At 42.0% G+C, this 18,151-nt stretch carries 16 protein-coding genes and 1 pseudogene; 2 read left to right on the plus strand and 15 right to left on the minus strand.

All coding sequences use genetic code 11. The annotated features are described in order from the left end of the window. Positions 1–185 precede the first annotated feature (185 nt). The 13 genes and pseudogenes from O9334_RS09675 to purB all read right to left on the minus strand — a co-directional run bounded on the left by O9334_RS09675 (position 186) and on the right by purB (position 13,145). Complete coding sequence (locus O9334_RS09675) at positions 186–1,715, minus strand: GH3 family acyl-acid amido synthetase (protein ID WP_045357810.1); 1,530 nt, start codon at positions 1,713–1,715, stop codon at positions 186–188. 2 nt (positions 1,716–1,717) lie between these two features. Further along, a complete protein-coding gene (locus O9334_RS09680) occupies positions 1,718–2,323 on the minus strand; it encodes an LbetaH domain-containing protein (RefSeq protein ID WP_045357807.1) in 606 nt (201 codons plus the stop codon). Continuing rightward, the gene (locus O9334_RS09685; protein WP_152606970.1) at positions 2,320–3,072 is read right to left on the minus strand and encodes a sterol desaturase family protein; all 753 of its coding nucleotides are present in this window, start codon (positions 3,070–3,072) and stop codon (positions 2,320–2,322) included. The genes O9334_RS09680 and O9334_RS09685 overlap by 4 nt, the downstream gene beginning before the upstream one ends. A 5-nt stretch (positions 3,073–3,077) precedes the next feature. Further along, a complete protein-coding gene (locus tag O9334_RS09690) occupies positions 3,078–4,100 on the minus strand; it encodes an aromatic ring-hydroxylating dioxygenase subunit alpha (RefSeq protein WP_288000041.1) in 1,023 nt (340 codons plus the stop codon). Positions 4,101–4,417: 317 nt separating this feature from the next. Continuing rightward, positions 4,418–4,705 carry a 2Fe-2S iron-sulfur cluster-binding protein gene (locus O9334_RS09695; protein WP_288000043.1) on the minus strand — a complete coding sequence of 96 codons (288 nt, stop codon included), beginning with the start codon at positions 4,703–4,705 and terminating at the stop codon, positions 4,418–4,420. 219 nt (positions 4,706–4,924) lie between these two features. Beyond that, positions 4,925–5,998: pseudogene (locus tag O9334_RS09700) on the minus strand (P-aminobenzoate N-oxygenase AurF); the annotation flags it as partial. 7 nt (positions 5,999–6,005) lie between these two features. After that, positions 6,006–6,929: a ferritin-like domain-containing protein gene (locus O9334_RS09705; RefSeq protein ID WP_288000045.1), complete on the minus strand. Its 924-nt coding sequence runs from the start codon at positions 6,927–6,929 to the stop codon at positions 6,006–6,008. Next, positions 6,913–7,998 carry an aromatic ring-hydroxylating dioxygenase subunit alpha gene (locus O9334_RS09710; protein ID WP_288000047.1) on the minus strand — a complete coding sequence of 362 codons (1,086 nt, stop codon included), beginning with the start codon at positions 7,996–7,998 and terminating at the stop codon, positions 6,913–6,915. The genes O9334_RS09705 and O9334_RS09710 overlap by 17 nt, the downstream gene beginning before the upstream one ends. Before the next feature lie 55 nt (positions 7,999–8,053). After that, positions 8,054–8,752 (minus strand): hypothetical protein, encoded by a 699-nt coding sequence (locus tag O9334_RS09715; RefSeq protein ID WP_045357787.1) that lies wholly within the window; start codon positions 8,750–8,752, stop codon positions 8,054–8,056. A 590-nt stretch (positions 8,753–9,342) separates the two neighbouring features. Continuing rightward, entirely contained in the window at positions 9,343–10,248 is a 906-nt protein-coding gene (locus O9334_RS09720; RefSeq protein ID WP_288000050.1) for a hypothetical protein, read from the minus strand. Next, positions 10,190–11,638: an AAA family ATPase gene (locus O9334_RS09725; RefSeq protein ID WP_288000052.1), complete on the minus strand. Its 1,449-nt coding sequence runs from the start codon at positions 11,636–11,638 to the stop codon at positions 10,190–10,192. Before O9334_RS09725 ends, O9334_RS09720 begins: the two co-directional genes overlap by 59 nt. A 27-nt stretch (positions 11,639–11,665) precedes the next feature. Then, positions 11,666–11,800 carry a hypothetical protein gene (locus tag O9334_RS09730; protein ID WP_256377759.1) on the minus strand — a complete coding sequence of 45 codons (135 nt, stop codon included), beginning with the start codon at positions 11,798–11,800 and terminating at the stop codon, positions 11,666–11,668. Between the two features lie 49 nt (positions 11,801–11,849). Beyond that, entirely contained in the window at positions 11,850–13,145 is a 1,296-nt protein-coding gene (gene purB / locus O9334_RS09735) for an adenylosuccinate lyase (RefSeq protein WP_288000062.1), read from the minus strand. A 243-nt stretch (positions 13,146–13,388) separates the two neighbouring features. Between purB and holA the strand changes: the two genes are divergently transcribed. Then, positions 13,389–14,372 (plus strand): DNA polymerase III subunit delta, encoded by a 984-nt coding sequence (gene holA, locus O9334_RS09740; RefSeq protein WP_288000054.1) that lies wholly within the window; start codon positions 13,389–13,391, stop codon positions 14,370–14,372. 63 nt (positions 14,373–14,435) lie between these two features. Then, positions 14,436–16,094 carry a CHAT domain-containing protein gene (locus O9334_RS09745; protein ID WP_288000056.1) on the plus strand — a complete coding sequence of 553 codons (1,659 nt, stop codon included), beginning with the start codon at positions 14,436–14,438 and terminating at the stop codon, positions 16,092–16,094. Between the two features lie 128 nt (positions 16,095–16,222). Here O9334_RS09745 and corA read toward each other — a convergent pair whose 3' ends face one another. Both corA and O9334_RS09755 read right to left on the minus strand, forming a co-directional pair. Beyond that, positions 16,223–17,380 carry a magnesium/cobalt transporter CorA gene (gene corA, locus O9334_RS09750; protein WP_288000058.1) on the minus strand — a complete coding sequence of 386 codons (1,158 nt, stop codon included), beginning with the start codon at positions 17,378–17,380 and terminating at the stop codon, positions 16,223–16,225. Between the two features lie 114 nt (positions 17,381–17,494). Beyond that, on the minus strand, positions 17,495–18,151 hold a 657-nt coding region (locus O9334_RS09755; protein ID WP_288000060.1), incomplete at its 5' end, for an RNA-guided endonuclease InsQ/TnpB family protein.

An 18,151-nucleotide genomic window follows, 5' to 3' on the forward strand; every position in this document is an offset into this window, starting at 1 on the left:
CTGGCACCATGCCATCCTAGATGGGGTTGAAGGGCTTGCTTTAAGGCGCTATACTGATTCATAGGGTTTTCGAGATTAGTGCTATTTCTCATAAAACCCTACTCCCGCCTACTTTTCAAGCTTTTTGTCCTGTACTTAGATTAAAAACATTTAAATTGGATGGCACTTAACGAAAATTTTTTCTGCTACTCAGGATTATACATTTTTCTGATCTCTCGTAAAAGTTGGGTGCTAAGGGGTGATGTGGCCAGCATTGGATGCTTGATACCCCCCCAAATACTTCCAGTGCGGATGTGATAGGAAACCAATAGTTCAGGGATTTGAGGGGAGATGAAAACTTCTGGCGGTTCAAGCTGACCAAGCCCCCGCGCCCTCCGGTAATGATAAGACTCTGATAAGATACTATCTAGCTTTTGAGCAATCATGGCTGGGGTTTCTTCAGCCCTATCTAGCAAGAGAAGATAATGGGGGGGGGCGGCCACCGGCACCAAGCTTTTAAAATTGGTTGATGGTAAGTTCAACCTAGTCAGAGCATTATTGACAAAGGTTTCTGACAATTTTTCCCCGACTAAATCGCTCAGGCTTTGATATCTTCCCAGAAATTCTAAACAGGGAGTGTTTTGATAGTAGTGGGTGACGCGGACGCAATCGCCTATGCGATAACGATATAATCCCCCCTTTTGGGACAAAATGAGTCTGTATTCTTGACCAATGGTAAGTTCGGTTAAACTTAAGAGAACACCCTGGTTATCCTCGAACTCGAAAAACACTTCATCCAGAACTGGTACATATCCCCTAGCTTTAATCAAAGGGATGGTCATCGGTGCTTCTGTGGCTAATAACCCCTTTCCTTGAACTAATACCCCCGGAAACTGCGAGCGCAACCCTTGAGCTTGAACTGCTGCATTAGCACTATCCCAGCAAGAAATTAGTTTCAAGCTTGGCCATATTTGTTGCCAAGGAATAGGACTTTCGCTGAGTAGTTTTAGTCGATTAAGTGAAATTCGCTGCTGTAATTCTGCTTGCAATAACTGCTGATTCTCCTGAATATATTTTAAAAGGATTTGTAGAAAGGTGGGACTCCAAATGGAAATTATCTCCAATGCCTCAGCCTTGAGTAAAGCTAGGGCTAATTGATGCTTAAAAGCTGGGATATTATTCAAGTTATTAAGTTGTTCGGGCAGCAATAACCAGGGACGCAAAAAAAAGCGCAACCAGCCATCTAAGTAATCTAAATCATTCTGTAAGTTTTGACTATCAGCTTCATTTAATCTTGGTGAAATACAAGCGTAAATCTTTCCTGTAGAAAAGTCAGGTCCGTTCACGATTAAATCATAGGCCCAGACACAGAACATCTGGTTAAATGAGCGGCGCAAAGATTGAGTATAAGGAATCAATTTCATCGCCCCGCTACTACCAGAGGTTTTCTCAAAAAATAGAATGGGTTCAGGAGTCAGGGAAATTTGTTGATATTTATGATGTTGAACTGTTGGCTTTAACCAAGGGATGATATCTTCATAATCTACTAGGGGAACTCGCCACCAATCTTTTATTGAATTAATTCCCAATGCTCGACCGTAGGCACTCTTGATGAGACGAGCAACGATTTCTTTCTGTACCCATCTCTGGGTTAAATCTGGGCGTTTCAATGCTTGCTGAAACCGCTGGGCATTGGGGGCAAGTATTTTTCCAAATAGCTGAATAATTGGACGCATTATTATATCTTTTGATTGGGATAGAGGTCAGTGGCTAAAGTTAAGAATTTACCATCATTAAGAACTACTCCAGGAGCTAGATGGGAGCCAGCCCCAATGAAGACATTATTACCAATTTTGACTTTTTTGACATATAACATTAAATCAGCTTTGCGAGGCTTGATGATATGAGAATAAATTCCGACACGATGACCGATAACCACCCGGTCGCCAATTTCTAAAAAACCGCGATCACTAATTTCTAGGGCTGGGGTCCAGTAAACATCTTTCCCCACTTTTGCCCCCCATAATCGCAACCACCATGAAAACAGCCCCGGAATCAACCTTAATAGTGTTTCTAACACTGGAATAGCAATATAAATCACCTGGATTTGATGGCTACCCCACCAAGGACTATATTCTTTCATCTGTAGATAACTAATGCCCTCTCGTACAGGATAAAAATATTCATGTAAGCGATAAACCAACGGCGGGAACCCATAGATAGACAGCAACACAGCTAGGAGGCTAAAAATACTAGGTGAAGCCAGAAAGTAAAATATTGCTGCTCCAGTCAGCAACAAAATAAAGGCAGGAAAGAATGAAATGACTCTACCGAAAATAGTCATAGGAATGGGAAAAAAAGTTTTTGCATTAAGTTTAGTGAAGTAGTAATCCCTAGGGCAGAAGGGGATTCTTGACATTGATAATAGGTTCCATGGAACTTATCCCAAATTTTCAGGTTAGCCCCATAGTTATAGTCCCTCGTTTCCCTACCATGATGCCAAGCATGATCCTCTGGTAAGATTAACCAAGGGGAGAGAACTTTAGCCCAGCAGCTATTAGGGGCGATTAGCAAGCGGCTATGCCGCCATAAATCTAGGGCAGATGTCAAACTAACTCCTAATAAATAGCCTGTGGGTTTAGCTAATAAATATAAAAATAATGGGTTTATCCATAAATAAATAATTAACAAACTTGTCCAGATGGTGTTTCTAGAAGTTCCGAACACATCCATTTGATTAACGGTATGATGGACTTGATGAACTGGCCAAAATAATTTAAGGTGTAACAGACGATGATTCCAGTAGTATAAATAATCAACCATAACAAAGCTAAGGATAAAGGAGGGAATTAGTGATAGTTTAAGACAGCCTTGATAATCAGTTGTCAAATGCTGGCAAAGCTCAGAAAACAACAGAGCTTGTAGTAAGGGCATAAAAATTCCTTGAATTGCTAATCCGCTGCCATCTAGTAGCCAATCTTGACAAGTTTTAGTTCGGAGATGACCGCGGGAGGACTTATGGCTAATCGTCCAAGCAATTAAAATAATAAAGCTGCTCAAAGTTATCACTTGTAAGTAATTTTTTTCTAGCATTGACCTTAAACCCAAAAGTTAACTTCAACGGTCTGATTGGGCAATAATCGCGGATCTTCCCCCCGACCAATTGCCCCTCTAATTGACTCTACGAAAAGGTGAATTGTATCCGCAGGAGTAGGGAAAAATTCTGTGCCGTATTTAGCGATAGCTTCTCCTTGAACCCCTAAAATTTTCACATCTTGGCGAATGATATGTTGAGCGGTCCAGCCCACAAAGGGAAGTGCTAATTTATTCCAGATGCCATAATTATAGGTAATATCCGTGTAAACCAAAGTTGAATTATGGGTTTCGGGGATAGATTGACTGGTAATAAATAAATGGCGATTACCTCCCATTTGATATTCCACGCAGGTAATATTAGGCATAAAAAAGAGATCGCTATGTTTAATCCCTGTGCCTTGAAAATTAAGAAAATATCTGTACCATCCCAAATTACTACTTTCGTGGTGATACTCCACTAAAACTGCACCATTACAGCGTTTAACAGTCATCCCTAACTTTTTTTGTCGGGAGGAGCGAAAAATACCCTGATGAACAAAAGCGGTATGGGGAATATCAATAAAGTTCTCGGCGCAGTTGGTAACATCGTTAGCAAAACGATTAATTACCCGTACTGTTTCCCAGCCGGGCTGTCCGTAGTGAGGCATAGGAAAAGGTTCAAAGTCAACCCTTGGGGTTGCAGCCAACCGGACATAGACATAACCATCTCGTTCCTTGACGGCATAACATTTCCCTCGACAACCAGGAGGAGATTTAAAGCTATGTCCTTGAGCAGGGACAGCAATAACATGGCCATTCCCATCATAGAGCCAACCGTGGTAGGGACATTGCAAGATACCACGATTGACTTTACCCTCTGACAAACGACTGTTACGATGTAAACAGCGATCCTGCAACGCTACTGGTTCTCCATTACTGCCACGAAATATCGCCAGCCATTCTCCTAAAACAGTGCGTGCTAATACTTGGTTAGCCTTTAAATGTTTGCTGAGGGATACAATATACCAGAAATCCTGAAATTGCATAGCAGACTCTCAAAACCGACCCTTAATAAAGATTTGCGGCTACATTCCGCCCGTCCTGGCCCAGCCCCCTGTCAAATTTTCCAATTAACCTATCATCCCACAATTTACCTACCCGAAACAAGATCTCCCCCCCAACACTGTTCAGATAAGAGAAATGGTGAAGTGGCCGAGAGGGGACGGGGGAAACCAAAAGCCTTGCTAATTCCATCCCCTCTCCACACCCTTCCTCGTGTTAAGTTTGTGACACTAACTGAACAGTATTGGATATCCCCCCAACTTTCCCCGGCTACCATAGCGCATTCCCATTTCGCCCTTGTCTATTTTAGGACTACCATCTCGATATCACCTGTAAGCTCAAGCTGACAGGCCAACCGCACCTGCGGATAATGGGGAGCTAAATTCTCCAATATTTCCCGTTCCTCGGGTTGGGGAGGGGGGATATCGCCAACGACTTCCACCAAACAGGTACCACAAATACCAGTCCGACAGCCAAATAAAACAGGTGAATTATGAACCGTCAAATGTTCAGATAAATTCTCATGGCATGGCAAAATAATGGCAGCAAAATCAGTAGACGGAAAAGATATTCTATACAAATCAGTCATAACAGCTAACCAATTTAGGCTCTCTCGTTCTTTGTGTGATCTCGCGTAGCGAGCGCGTTGCGACCAGTTTAACTTATATAGAAGCGATTAATCTTTGTGTCCTTTGTGTCTTTGTGGTTTGTTCCACTCGCTTGTCAGCGAACTGTATCTTAGACGATATTTAAACCTTTGTAATTCTCGCGTTTGAATTGCCAAGTATCCAGAGATACAATTAGATGCCATCAGGGACATTTCCCGATTGCACGGCCAAAGATAATCCAGCTTTTCCACATATACCTTATAGGATGCCATGGCTTCTTGATGGGTTAAAAAACTACGGTGTAAACCCTCTGACTCTTGAGTAAAACAACAATCCATCATTTCCTGCGCCTCCCCTTGACCCAGGCCAAAAATAGGCGATCGCAGTAGATAATAAATTTTCTCATATAACGCAGGATCGTACCAAAAAATTCCATTAATTGCCACAGAAAAGTGAAAATGATCCCGCTGACATCCCCAGAGTCCTAAATTGGCAACCAATCGCTCAAAAGCAGTTGGCGGTGTCAAGCAGTTAATAACATCGTGGGAGATAATTGTCGAACTATTGAAGTGGAAGCTTTCATCTAGAAAGTGACAATGGGAAACCTGAGCAGGGATAGGAGCAGATTCTTGAGGGCAATATCTCTGATAATAATTGCTGAGTTTATGTTGGACTATTTTCCCATTTAGAGTCCGCACCCCTCGCACTGTAAAATACTGACAGGCCAAGAAGGTATTATTGGCAGAAATCAGGCCAAAATATTGCAGTTGAAGTTTTTTCCACCATGTTTTAAGGGTATTGGTTTCAGCATAGACCATCGTTTCCGTAAAAGGTCCGCGCATTGGGTAAGTGAAGATAAGTTTTCCGAATAGCGATTGTTCGGTCTGCTTGGCAATAGTACGAAAGGCATTAATATGCGCCCGTTCTTGGGATGACTCTAAGTCCAACGTATCGCAGATTAAACGAAAATCTTCATGGGCATAAAGTCCTGCCGCGCTGGTCTGATTGAAAAAGATAGTAGCAATTTCAGCCGAGACGATTTGTGAGTAATAAGCTACCCAATAAAGTTGGTTTAAAATAACGCGCTGATGGGGACTAGACTGCTCCCATAAAGGAGTCCCGTAGAGCAAAGAAAATTCCTCTGGATTCCAATATTCATTCTGACAATCTTCATAGCGAAAGCTGGCAGCTACTTCATCCATTAAAGCAGTATGGTCTTGCTGTTTATTCCGATTGTAATTAATGTGCAGTTTGCCTTGAATACGTTTTTCCATATCTAATTTAATTACCAGCAGATTGAAGAACACATTTATGGGCAGGAATAGGTTGAAAAGCACCCCTTTCTTCTAAAGCTTGAAAGATGGCATATGCTGATTTTATATTCATTAGCGATCGCAACAGTTTCAACCTAATACCACTATGGGTTTCCGTATCTAGCTCCTCGAGAATTTTGACTTTTTGAGATCGGGTTAAATGACCTTTTACTTGCTCAATTCCTGCCAGTACGCTTTGGGGTCCCATTTGAACCATAAATAAAAATTGTGCTAATATATCAATAATTGTTGCCTGACTGGAGCTAGCCACTGAAATCTGTTTAAATAAAGCATTGCCCGTGCTATGATGGCGAGATTCAGCCTCTAAAAAGCCCGAAAAAATCTCTGCTAATTCAGGATGGCGACATTCCTTCGCCAAACGTCGATAGTGGCTCAAACCCCAACCTTCTAACACCACTTGTAGCACAAAGAGCAATACCGTTTTATCCGAGCTTTCAGCCACTTCTGACAGTAGGCAGAGAAACGGATCGTTTGTATTAGTCATTTCCCGCTGCGGTAAAAAATTGGTTATCTGGTTAAGGTGGATGGCTTCATCAGCAGCAAACAGCCCATAGAGCATTCGTTCCTCAACGGTTTCTGCTAACAACACCATTTTGGCCATGTAGCCAACGCCTGCCTTCTCAATAAAATACGATTCTTCTAGTAGGCCGCCGCCGACTAGCTCCAAAATAGCAGATTGCTCATCCACGGGAGATTGTTCAAAAACTTTGACTCGATGTAAATTGAAAAATTCAGCATCCCAATAATTTAAGTTCTGAGAAAGAACACAATTGTTCTGCCGAGGCAATGCCGCTGTTAGTATCCGGTGTAAATGGTCAGGGGAATTATGGTGCGGTAGGTCAAAACCGGCGATTTTACCTGGGAATTTCATTTTTTTCCGTTTCCATCAATGGGGGTTCAGAGTAAGACGGGGCCGGCGTTTGAGGCATGGGATGACTGACAGCCTTCCAAGTTCCCCAGGTTAAGGCTTGCTGGCGATTGACGTGCTCAATGAATTGCAGGATAGAACTATCTGCTTTGGTGGGAGTTCGCAAATCAAACCGAATTGTTTGAAATACTTGGGTATCTCCCCCGGCGAAGTAATTACCAACCTGCTGGGTCAACCATAGCAAAACGCGATTCATAATCCATCCCGATAATCCAGTCCGTTGGGAAGTTACCAGAATTGTTTGTCCTTCGGTTTTTCCTCCTGCAAGCATTCGCAGGGCAAAGATAATGTAAAAGTGCAGAAAATCTGGCCCTAGGGTCACAGTTCCGCTGCTCCCATACCAGTAACACATACTATAAGTAACTTCGTTGCGGTAGAGAGGACGAATCAGGCGAATTAACCAAGAATCCTCCCCTCCTCGGGTAGTGTTGTTGAAGATAATAGCGTTAGGGTTCAGTTCTTGAGAAGAGAAGATAATTTTTACGGGTAGGTGATGTACTGTATTGAAATGATGAGCATCAATTGCGTTAATAAGTAATACATTAGGGTGGCAATTTTTGAAAAAGTGAGTTCCCAATGTATAATCACAGTTGACATTTTCTAACTCTGGTAGGTATGGTAAAGGGCTTGGCTTATCTTCTCCCACCCAAACCCAAATCATTCCGTATTTTTCTGCTGTCTGCCAAGTTTTAATAGTCACCGGTAGAGGTTTTTCTTGGGAAGGAATATCTACACACATTCCCCGCTCATTATATTTCCAATTATGAAAAAAGCAGCGAATTCCATCACCTTCTACTTTCCCCTCTGCTAAATGGGCCCCCATATGGGGACAATAGGCATCTACCGCCATCACCCGACCGCTTTCTCCCCGATAAATTGCCAAACTTCTACCCAACAAAGTTAGAGCTTTTACCTGGCCCAATTTTAACTTTCTGGATGGTAATGCCCAGTACCATCCTTGGATAAATTGCTCAGGATTGTTAAAATTTGAGAAGGAGTGATCAGACAGCATAAATATAACTTGACAGAGGCAGTTCTAACGAGAAAAAGGAGTTACAATAATAAGGTCAAGGCCACATCCGCCTTCCAGCCGCCGTGAGATTATCATAGCAGATCTCAGTCAAACAGACTAACTCATCTCCCTGTTGATAGCCAGGGTTTTTTTTTTGAAAAAACTGAACGTGGGGGTTAGCCTGTCTTCCCACCGGTATTTCCCCTAATCCCTCCAGGAGAATTTGAGGGTGTTGGAAGCGGACGATACCAGTTGCTTCTTGGTAAGAATTTCCATAGTATTCTTTAGCCAGACTTGCCATTAGATTGGTAATACTAGGAGGGGTTTCAACATTATAACGGGGATAGAAATCTTGCCAAAAAGTAGGGAGAAAGCGATAAGTACGAAACCCAGAACAGATTAACAGCCAGTATAGCTTATTGGCAGCATATTGTCGGTGCACAAAAGTGACAGCAGCAATCCAGCTACGCGGTAACGAGGTACTCGACCAAGCACTTGGATCAACGATGGTATCACCTGAGTATACCACACCGATCTGTTCTCCTAAATAAGTTTGCTGAGAGAACATAAGAGTCGAAAATCCCTTCAGGGCATTGCTAGTTTCATCTCTTAACAATAAAACCCAGTTTTTGCGCTCTAGATCAATTTGAAACCCATCCCAAGTTACACCTTTAAAGTAATTTTTAAATAGTAGATACATGGCGGTGCGATCGCTTAGTTCCAAATTTTGAACACCTAGCAAAAGACTTTTCATGATTGAACACCTCAACTTTACTGCTTGGAGTATAACCTACATCTTTCCAGTAAATCCAAGAGAGCCGTCAAAGTTCGGACTCCCAGCCAGAATTAGCGCCCTACAACTTCATCGAGGTTGCGGGGTAATCACACATTGAATGAACTGTAAGTAGGGAGGCACAATTATTTGTAGGATGGGTTAGCGGTAGCTTAACATGAGCTGGATCATTGTCGTGGGAACTTTTTGCTTTGTGGAAGGATAGCTTTCTGTTTCACAGGTAATTTTAGGCGATTCCGTTCGCCCTTGTTGTGGCGTGAAACAATTAGAAAGCATAACAACAAATGCCAGGGGGAAATAGCTCCAGAAAACATTCATCGCGGTTGTAGCAAGCGAGAAGTATATGCGGCGATTATATCATAATCGGTAAGGTGCGTTCCCCCTCGTTGCAGCAGGGAACGCACCCGACAAAATCGGCTACATCGGAGCGCTCGGATTCGGCAACAGTAGTGGTCGCTTCGGTTCCTTAGCCAACCGCACCAAAACCTCAAGTTTGTCAAGTTTATTGCGGAGCCATTTATATATAGATTTCTCTACACCTATTTTTTATACTAACTATTGATTAGGCGACTTACCATCTCTACCATTCCATATATGTTTAAATTTTTAATCTCTTCCTGAATTTGATCGATTGAACTTTGAGAATCATCACTACAGTAAGCCAATTGAACTTTCTTTCCCTGCGGATCGGTTAATAGGGTGATCAAGTCTCGATCGCTCGACACCTGATAATCTATATAGATGCCTTTTCTATCTTTGGTGGGAGTGAATTTACATGAATAATAGTTATCCTGTTTACGTTTGTCCGATGCTTGTCTAGCCAACAAGTTTTCGATTAACAAACAATCGGATTCTTTATGTTGCTCGTCGTGACTATGCTTTATTTTGCTTAAATCCGCTTTACTGTGAGTCTTGGAAACATAAGGATAAAGCTCCTTTTTACACGGGATAGGTAAAATAATAAATCCTTTCTCCGCTTCCTCTTTGATCGCCTTTCGAGGAATATCGGCATTATAGGGAGTTAATAGGATAGCTTGTAATTTATATTGGAGTTTACTGGTGACATGATCGGCAATTTCTTGTTTTAAAATATCTCTAAAAGTTGTAATTTGTTCGATACCTGCACTCGTGGAATTTTTATTAGTTCCCTTCATCTCGATAATCGTCAGCAGAAGTAAGTCATTCTGAATAAAAAGAGATAAATAATCAGGTCTTTTCTGCTTTTGATTTCTAACAAGAGGATCCTCCCGACGATCAGTTTTAAATAAAATACAAACGGAATCTTTTTCTGGCTTGGTAATCCGAAAGCTGACACCGCTTTCGGGTGGAGCGATCCGATTGGGTACGGTACAGAAAATAAGCAAATTTTCTAAAAAGTTAAATTTTTGCCAATCGAGTTTATTCTTCTTCTGAGGAACATTCTTCTTCGGTTTCTTGGTTTTGTTGTCCTGCTTCATAAATTGCAAAAAACTTTTGTTGAATATCAACTGATACATCGCTGAGAGTATCCCAACGAATACCGTATTCAGGGTCGTGTAAAGAAAGTAATTTATTATTTTTTATTTCATAGGCGCTAACCTGTTCCATTTTAAGAAAACCTCGGCTATCTTGCAGATAAAGCAATTTAGCTTGTTCGGCTAAAAGTTCTGGATTTTGGTGATTACCATTAACGATATTGTTAAGATGAGCCATCAAATAGGGGCTATGAGTCGTCAATAAAATTCTAACTCCTAAATTTACTAAAATCGCTAAAGATTCTAACAATTTTACCTGAGATTCTGGATGTAAGTTCATTTCAGGCTCATCGATCACCAGAAAATCCCCCGATTTTGCTCGATAGCGCAAATAGAGTAAAAGCGGGGCTAATTGTTTAATAGACGAGGAAGCATTATAAAGATCGATCTCTAAACTTCTTTTTACCGAAACTTTAATTTCTCTGCCTCCGAATTTAGTCTTTTTAAAGATTGTTTTATTGTTATTTTGAATATACTTTTCAATTTGATCGGCTAATTTTTGAAAATCATTTTTGTTTTTGGCAATGGGATCGGGCTTATTTTCTAGTTCTATGTCAGTTAAAAAATCCAAAAAATCCTCTACTGGTTGAGGATATCGAATATCCCCCTGTTCTTTTAGTAACTCTAACTGTCTATCTCGATTAATACGTCCTTGTATCAATAGCTCTCTCTGATTCTCTTTAAGTAGCTTATATCTTCTATTAGCCAGCACTTTATAGGTATTTATAAAAACGTTTCTTTCGGCGGGTAAAGGAAGTATGTCAGAAAATGAAAATGTTACAACACCAGCAACAAAATCAAGAAGAACCATGTTTTTATAATCATAAATTTCAGCTTCTTTTTCTGGATAAAATAAAATCTCATTATTGTTGTCGCTTCGCTCGATTTTCTTGATTCCAAATGAAGCTAATGACTGGCGATACTCAATTATATGCGCTAAAACTTTTTCTATAGCTGTTTTAATATCATCTTCGGAAATTTCGATACTGAATTTCGTTTTTTCAAAAATCTTGCCGCTAGAATCTTGGAAAAAAGATTGTAGTTTTATCCCGCTAAATTCAGATGCGGACTTTTGAACAATTTCGGATATAACATCATAAAAACGTCGGTCTATTTTTAAAGACCAATGATCGGCTTGATTTGTAAATTCTATTTTTTCTAAAATTTCACTAGAAAAAAAAAGGCCGTCACGATGATTAATCCATAACCCATAAATCGAGTAGGCGATATAAGTTTTATTAGAATTATTCGGGCCAATAATAACGGTTAGAGGCCGAAGATCCACTTCTGCCTCTTTAATACTACCTAAATTCAAGAGTTTGATTTTCATCATAAAAACGAACACTCCGAATACAGACCCTTATTTTACCCGATTCGTACTCGCTTGCGCCGATTCTTTAGTTTTATCTTCAAACGCAACCATGATCGAGAAACGAACAGCGATCGCTTTCTGAGAAAAAATCGATCGCCAACCGACAATCCAAAACGCTGTCATTACCTTTCTAAAGCAACAAGCTAGTGGTTAGCTGATCACTGAAAGCTCCTTAAATATCTAACCTTTGGTAGATGCTATTAAGATGATTTAGGTGCTGCTGGGGATCAAAGCAACTTTCGATCTCGTCGGGGGATAAAATGCCAGTAACTCGTTCATCTTGGCTGATAAAAGCTTTAAAATTGCCGTTATCGGTGTTCCAAGCGCGATGGGCGTTTTCTTGGACGATTTTATAGGCAGATTCCCGGCTAATTCCCTTACTCACTAAAGTTAAAAGAACTCTTTGACTGAAAATCACGCCACCGTAAACATTCATATTTCGCTTCATGTTTTCGGGATACACCAGCAGATTTTTGACTAAATCGGTGATTTCCTTAAGCATAAAGTGGGTCAAAATGCAAACATCCGGCAGCATCACCCGTTCTACGGAACTATGGGAAATATCTCTTTCGTGCCAGAGGGCGATATTTTCTAAAGCGGAAACGCTATGACTACGGATAATTCTCGCCATTCCCGTTAAGCGTTCTGAGCGGATGGGATTACGTTTATGGGGCATAGCGGAGGAGCCTTTTTGTCCTTTGGAAAAGTATTCTTCCACTTCTAGGACATCGGTTCTTTGCAGGTTGCGAATCTCCACGGCAAAACGTTCGATCGAAGCCGCTAATAAAGCTAATTGTTGCACATAATCGGCGTGTCGATCGCGGGAGATAACTTGAGTGGAAGCGGTATCCGGTTCTAATCCTAACTTCTGACAGGTTAACGCCTCAATTTTGGGATCAATATGGGAATATGTTCCCACTGCACCGGATATTTTACCGATGGCGATGTCTTGGCGCAAGCGAATTAAACGATCGCGTCCCCGTAGCACTTCCGCTAACCATCCCGCTAGTTTAAAGCCAAAGGTGATCGGTTCGGCGTGAATGCCGTGGGAACGTCCCACCATGACTGTATAACGGTGTTCTTGGGCGCGATAGCGCAGGGCTTGGATAAAATCTTCTAATTGTTCTAAAATCAGGTTTAAACTGGCGACTAATTGTAAGGACAGGGCGGTATCTAATACATCAGAACTGGTTAAACCCAAATGAATATAACGTCCCGGCTCGCCCACATATTCGTTAACATTTGTTAAAAAGGCGATGACATCGTGGCGCACTTCTGCTTCTATTTCTAAAATGCGATCGGGATCAAAATTAGCTTTTGCCTTAATTTCTTCCACTGCATCCCCTGGAATATAGCCTAATTCTGCCTGCGCTTCACAGACGGCTATCTCTACCTCTAGCCATGTTTGATATTTATATCTATCCGTCCACAAATTCCCCATCGCAGGGAGAGTATAACGCTCGATCACTATTAATTCTTCCAAGACAACCGTTTAATTGTATCGGATCGGGGCAAGTCTGGGAATAGGCAGGGGGCAGCGGAGAGTTTTGTTTTCCCCACTCCCTTTTTAGCGGTTAGTGTTTTAGGTTCGATCCCCCCTTAGTCCCCCCTTGATAAGGGGGGTGCCGATCCCCCCTTAGTCCCCCCTTGATAAGGGGGGTGTCTGACAACTTTTAACACCTACCTACTTAACTGCTATAATTAGAAACTTATGCCGACAATATTTTATTGGGGAGAAGATGAATTTGCTATTAACCAAGCAGTGAAAAATCTGCAAGTAAAACTTCTCGATCCCAATTGGATACAGTTTAATTATGATAAAATCAACGGCGATCGCCATGAAGCAATTATCGAGGCCTTCAATCAAGCGATGACTCCAGTTTTCGGCATGGGAAATCGTTTAGTTTGGTTAGCTGATACGGTTATTTGTCAACAATGTTCCGAGGATATTCTCAAGGAATTACAGCGCACTTTGCCCAATTTACCCGAAAATTCCTATCTGTTATTAACCAGTGCCAAAAAACCCGACTCCCGCTTAAAATCGAGCAAGTTTATCCAAAATCAGGCAGAGGTTAAAGAATTTGAACTAATTCCACCTTGGAAAGTCGAGGAAATTGCCCAAAGAGTTAGGGAAATTGCCAAAGAAGTGGGAGTAAAATTAACTCCCGATGCGATCGAACTCTTAGCAGAAGCGGTGGGAAATAACAGCCGCTTGCTGTGGATGGAGTTAGAAAAACTGCGTTTATTTAAAAATAATTCGGCGGGAACTATTGACAAAAAGGACATTTTAAGCTTAGTCAATGCCAGCAATCAAAGCAGCCTACAGTTAGCCAGTGCGATTTTAAAACGGGAGACAGGCAAGTCCCTAGAATTAGTCAATGAATTATTAAATCGTAACGAGAACCCCTTGGCTATCACCGCCACCCTAGGGGGTCAATTTCGCACTTGGGCAATAGTGAAATTAAAAATTGAAGAAGGAGAAAAAGACGAGAAAAATATCGCCGCCGCCGCCGAAATTGCCAACCCCAAGCGACTATATTTCATTCGCAAAGAGATACAATCCTTTTCTTCTAAACAACTTCTCGCCACCTTGCCCATACTTCTCGAATTAGAATATCGTCTCAAGCGGGGTGCAGAACCTTTGGCGACTTTGCAAACCAAAATTATCGAACTTTGTTGTTTATTGGTGACTTAATACTCTTCCTTGCTTTTCAGAAATCCTCTAGAATAGGATTATATAGACTTCTAAATAACCACAATGACCGATGATGCCATCCCTAGTCTAAACTTAGCGATCTCTAGTTTAGCCACGAGTAATCATTTCGCCCGTTGGGTGACGAAAGCACCCCTACCGGGGGGATATGTGCATCATGACTGTGAATGGACCGAGAGTCTAACCACGGAATGGATGGCATGGCAGGAAATGTTCTGTCTGGAAAAAATGCCGACCTTGCCGATGTTAGAGCAATTAGAAGGAAATTATCGACCTAAACTGACTCTTTCGGGAGAAGGCGGCAGTTATAGCGGTCAATTAATGCAGAAACTAGGTATTAGTCTCTGGGAATGGTTATTTCAAGCATCAATCAGTCAAAGTTTCGCCCAAAGTCAGGGAATCGCCCTCGGCAAAAATCAGCCCCTGCGAATTCGCTTGGAATGTCGCAATCCCTATTTAATTCTGCTGCCCTGGGAAATTATGCAGCAAGCGGGTAAACAGGCCATATCTCTACATCCGAATATACTCTTTAGCCGGACCACCAGCGATGTGGACCCACTGCCACCGATAAAACCGAGTAATAGTCTCAATATTCTCTTAGTTATCGGCGAAAAACAGATTAAAACCGCCGCTAGTTCCCTCAACCTCACCGCCATTAATACCGATGGAGAAACTAATTCCGACCAGGCACTGGAATCCGAGGCCGCCAATCTTATCCGGGCCATCTCCCCTGGGGGCAGTGGTTCCCTCCCTCAGAATTGGGGAGTGAAAGTCAAAGTCAATACCCTAATTCGACCGGGGTCCGAAGAACTGACCAGGTCCTTGGATACGGGTAAATATCAAGCTTTTTTCTACGCTGGTCACGGAATGGCCGCCCCCAATGGCGGTTCCCTATTTCTGCGGACAGGGGAACAGGTAAACGGGACGGAGTTAGCCCAAGCTTTGGTCAGAAATCAGGTCATTTTAACGGTTTTTAATGCCTGTTGGGGTGCTTATCCCGCTAAATCGGGTCAGGAGATGATTCCCCGCAGCAGTCTGGCGGAAGTCTTGATTCACCACGGCGTTCCCGCAGTTTTGGCCATGCGAGATGCGATCGCCGATCGAGAGGCCTTGAGTTTTATCGAAATTTTTACCCGCACCCTCTTCGGGTTCAAAGACAAAGAAGCGCAGATGTCCAACTTGTTTCCCGGTCCGAGAGTCCCTATCGATCAGGCCGTTCGCATCGCCAGGCAGCAGTTATTAACCCTCTACAAGTACAATCAGCCCGCTTGGACTTTGCCGATTCTCTATATGCACCCGGAATTCGACGGGCAATTGCTGCAAACCCTTGATGAGACTCAATCACCGACGGTTATGCCCAATATCTCCAGAACCATGCCCGCCGCTTTCTTATACTATCTCGATCGTCCCGAAAGAAAATGGTCAATCCGTGGTGGTGGCATGAATATAGGACGGGACATGGAAAATGATCTACAGATTACTGAAAAATGGGTTAGTAAAAACCATTGTCGGATAATTGGCCGTAAAAATGCCGATTATCCAGACTATCAATACTTTCTCGAAGATTTCTCCCGTTTTGGTACTTTTATCTACCAAGATGGCCACTGGAAGCAGGTACATAACCAAGAAGTTCCCCTAGAGTCCGGTTTACAGATTCGCTTCGGCAGTTGCCAAGGCCAAATCCTCGCATTTGTGGTGGAATAATTAGGGTTGGCTGAAAAAGTTTGTCGTCGGGGTGGGGTGTGGGGTGTGGGGTGTGGGGTGTGGGAAGAATAAATAGAAATAATCTCCTGTCTCCTGTCTCGGAGTCTCCTGACTCCTGCCTTCGTTAACTAAGTTTTTGCTTCCTCTTTCAGGGAATAAATTGGTTTAAACCAACCTTTGCGCCAGAAGTAGAAAATCAAGCCTCCCGCTACGGCTAACATAACTAACCAGACCAGGAAATAACTCCATTCTCCTTTTAATTCTGGCATATTCTCGAAGTTCATGCCATAGACACCAACGATAAAAGTTAAGGGAATAAAAATCGTCGAAATTACGGTTAAAAACTTCATAATTTCGTTTAATTTATTGCCCATAGTGGACATATAAACATCCATCAAACTCGCCGCTAATTCTCGATAAGCTTCGATAATTTCCAGAATTTGAATGACGTGGTCGTAGGAATCCCGAAAATAAATTTGTACCTCATCGCTGACTATACCATGATGGTCACGCATCAGTAAATGTAGGACATTTCGCATCGGCCAAATTAAGCGACGCAGTGCCAATAATTCCCGACGGACATCATAGATTTCCTGCATTGTATCTCGATCGGGATTACTAATAATCGCATCTTCCAACGCTTCAATCCGATCTTCGTAGTGTTCTACCACGGGAAAATAACCATCGATAATCGTATCTAATAATAAATAGGTTAAATAATCCGCCCCCGATTTCCGTACTCGTCCCTGGGAAGTGCGAATTCGATCTCTGACTATCTCAAAACAGTCCTGTAATTCCTCCTCTTGAAAACTTAAAAGATAGCGTTTTCCCAAGACAAAACTCACCTGTTCCGTATCAAACCCGCTTTCATCTTCCTTCAGTCGCACCATCTGAGAAATCACTAACAATTGATTGTTATAATCTTCTAACTTGGGTCGCTGCGGCACATTAACCACATCTTCTAATAATAAAGGATGCAGATTAAAAATTTCCCCTACTTGTTTTAAAACCGTCTCACTACCTAACCCTTGAATATCCATCCAAGACACGGTATTTGTGCCAATATAGGGGGCGCAAGCATTGGGGGTAATATCCACCTTGCGAATGGCGTTATCTTCATCGTAGTCAATTAAAATAATCCGCGAGGGTTTGGCATCCGGTTCGATAATTAATGTCCCCGGTTCACTACCCGGTTCATCATAAAAATAATCGAAGTAGTCTTCTTCCTCGTCTCCATCGGTATCGGGACGGTGGTTAACGAATATATCCGGTTGTAGTTGGGTCATAAGCTTACAACAATCTGGCTAGTTTGGGCAATAAGAAAACAGAAAAGTTAAAAAATTTAATTTGCCTAAAGTTACTATCTATCGCCATGAGATTACATTGACATACTCCCACCGTCAAGCTACGCTGTGACGGGGGATTCTTTCCACATCGCTGTTAGAAATTCCTTGTTCAACGAGACAACTTAGATTCTCAATGTCTCCACTGAAAACCCAGAGGTCGGACTCTCCCAAGGCGTTTGGGTCGGTTTCTGTTTGCCCAACAGTACCGTTGACACTTCGACTTCGCTCAGTGTCAATGCCGAGCGAAGTCGAGGCATTGAGATAATTTCCCAAATATTGCAACCCTTTTTTAAGAATGTTGATTGCTGCATTATGATCCCTATCTAAGACTGTTTTACAATTGAGGCATTGATGAGTTCTAGTGCTTAATGATTTTTGAACTATCGTCCCACAAACTGAACAATCTTGGCTAGTGAAATGAGGAGGAACAGCAACACAAACAATCCGATAAATCTTGGCAAAATAATTCAACCATTCAGTGAATTGATACCAAGAAGCATCACTAATCGACTTGGCAAGTTTACGGTTTTTGACTAAGTTTCTTACCTTTAAAGCCTCATAGACTACCAGATCATTAGACTGGACTAACGCCAAAGCGTCTTTAATTGCTTTGTCTTTACGTTGTCTTGATACTTTCAGGTGAAGCTTGGCTACTTTTATCCGTTGCTTGTGATAGTTGTTAGACTGTTTCTTTCCTTGACGAAACTTTTT

The organism is Microcystis sp. LE19-8.1F (assembly GCF_027531715.1).
Lineage (GTDB): Bacteria > Cyanobacteriota > Cyanobacteriia > Cyanobacteriales > Microcystaceae > Microcystis > Microcystis wesenbergii_A.

Bases quoted from the DNA above. Each gene is read 5' to 3' on its own strand.
- O9334_RS09675 (WP_045357810.1), bottom strand. From the start codon at position 1,715: ATGCGTCCAATTATTCAGCTATTTGGAAAAATACTTGCCCCCAATGCC.
- O9334_RS09680 (WP_045357807.1), bottom strand. From the start codon at position 2,323: ATGACTATTTTCGGTAGAGTCATTTCATTCTTTCCTGCCTTTATTTTG.
- O9334_RS09685 (WP_152606970.1), bottom strand. From the start codon at position 3,072: ATGCTAGAAAAAAATTACTTACAAGTGATAACTTTGAGCAGCTTTATT.
- O9334_RS09690 (WP_288000041.1), bottom strand. From the start codon at position 4,100: ATGCAATTTCAGGATTTCTGGTATATTGTATCCCTCAGCAAACATTTA.
- O9334_RS09695 (WP_288000043.1), bottom strand. From the start codon at position 4,705: ATGACTGATTTGTATAGAATATCTTTTCCGTCTACTGATTTTGCTGCC.
- O9334_RS09705 (WP_288000045.1), bottom strand. From the start codon at position 6,929: ATGAAATTCCCAGGTAAAATCGCCGGTTTTGACCTACCGCACCATAAT.
- O9334_RS09710 (WP_288000047.1), bottom strand. From the start codon at position 7,998: ATGCTGTCTGATCACTCCTTCTCAAATTTTAACAATCCTGAGCAATTT.
- O9334_RS09715 (WP_045357787.1), bottom strand. From the start codon at position 8,752: ATGAAAAGTCTTTTGCTAGGTGTTCAAAATTTGGAACTAAGCGATCGC.
- O9334_RS09720 (WP_288000050.1), bottom strand. From the start codon at position 10,248: ATGAAGCAGGACAACAAAACCAAGAAACCGAAGAAGAATGTTCCTCAG.
- O9334_RS09725 (WP_288000052.1), bottom strand. From the start codon at position 11,638: ATGATGAAAATCAAACTCTTGAATTTAGGTAGTATTAAAGAGGCAGAA.
- O9334_RS09730 (WP_256377759.1), bottom strand. From the start codon at position 11,800: ATGACAGCGTTTTGGATTGTCGGTTGGCGATCGATTTTTTCTCAGAAA.
- holA (WP_288000054.1), top strand. From the start codon at position 13,389: ATGCCGACAATATTTTATTGGGGAGAAGATGAATTTGCTATTAACCAA.
- O9334_RS09745 (WP_288000056.1), top strand. From the start codon at position 14,436: ATGACCGATGATGCCATCCCTAGTCTAAACTTAGCGATCTCTAGTTTA.
- corA (WP_288000058.1), bottom strand. From the start codon at position 17,380: ATGACCCAACTACAACCGGATATATTCGTTAACCACCGTCCCGATACC.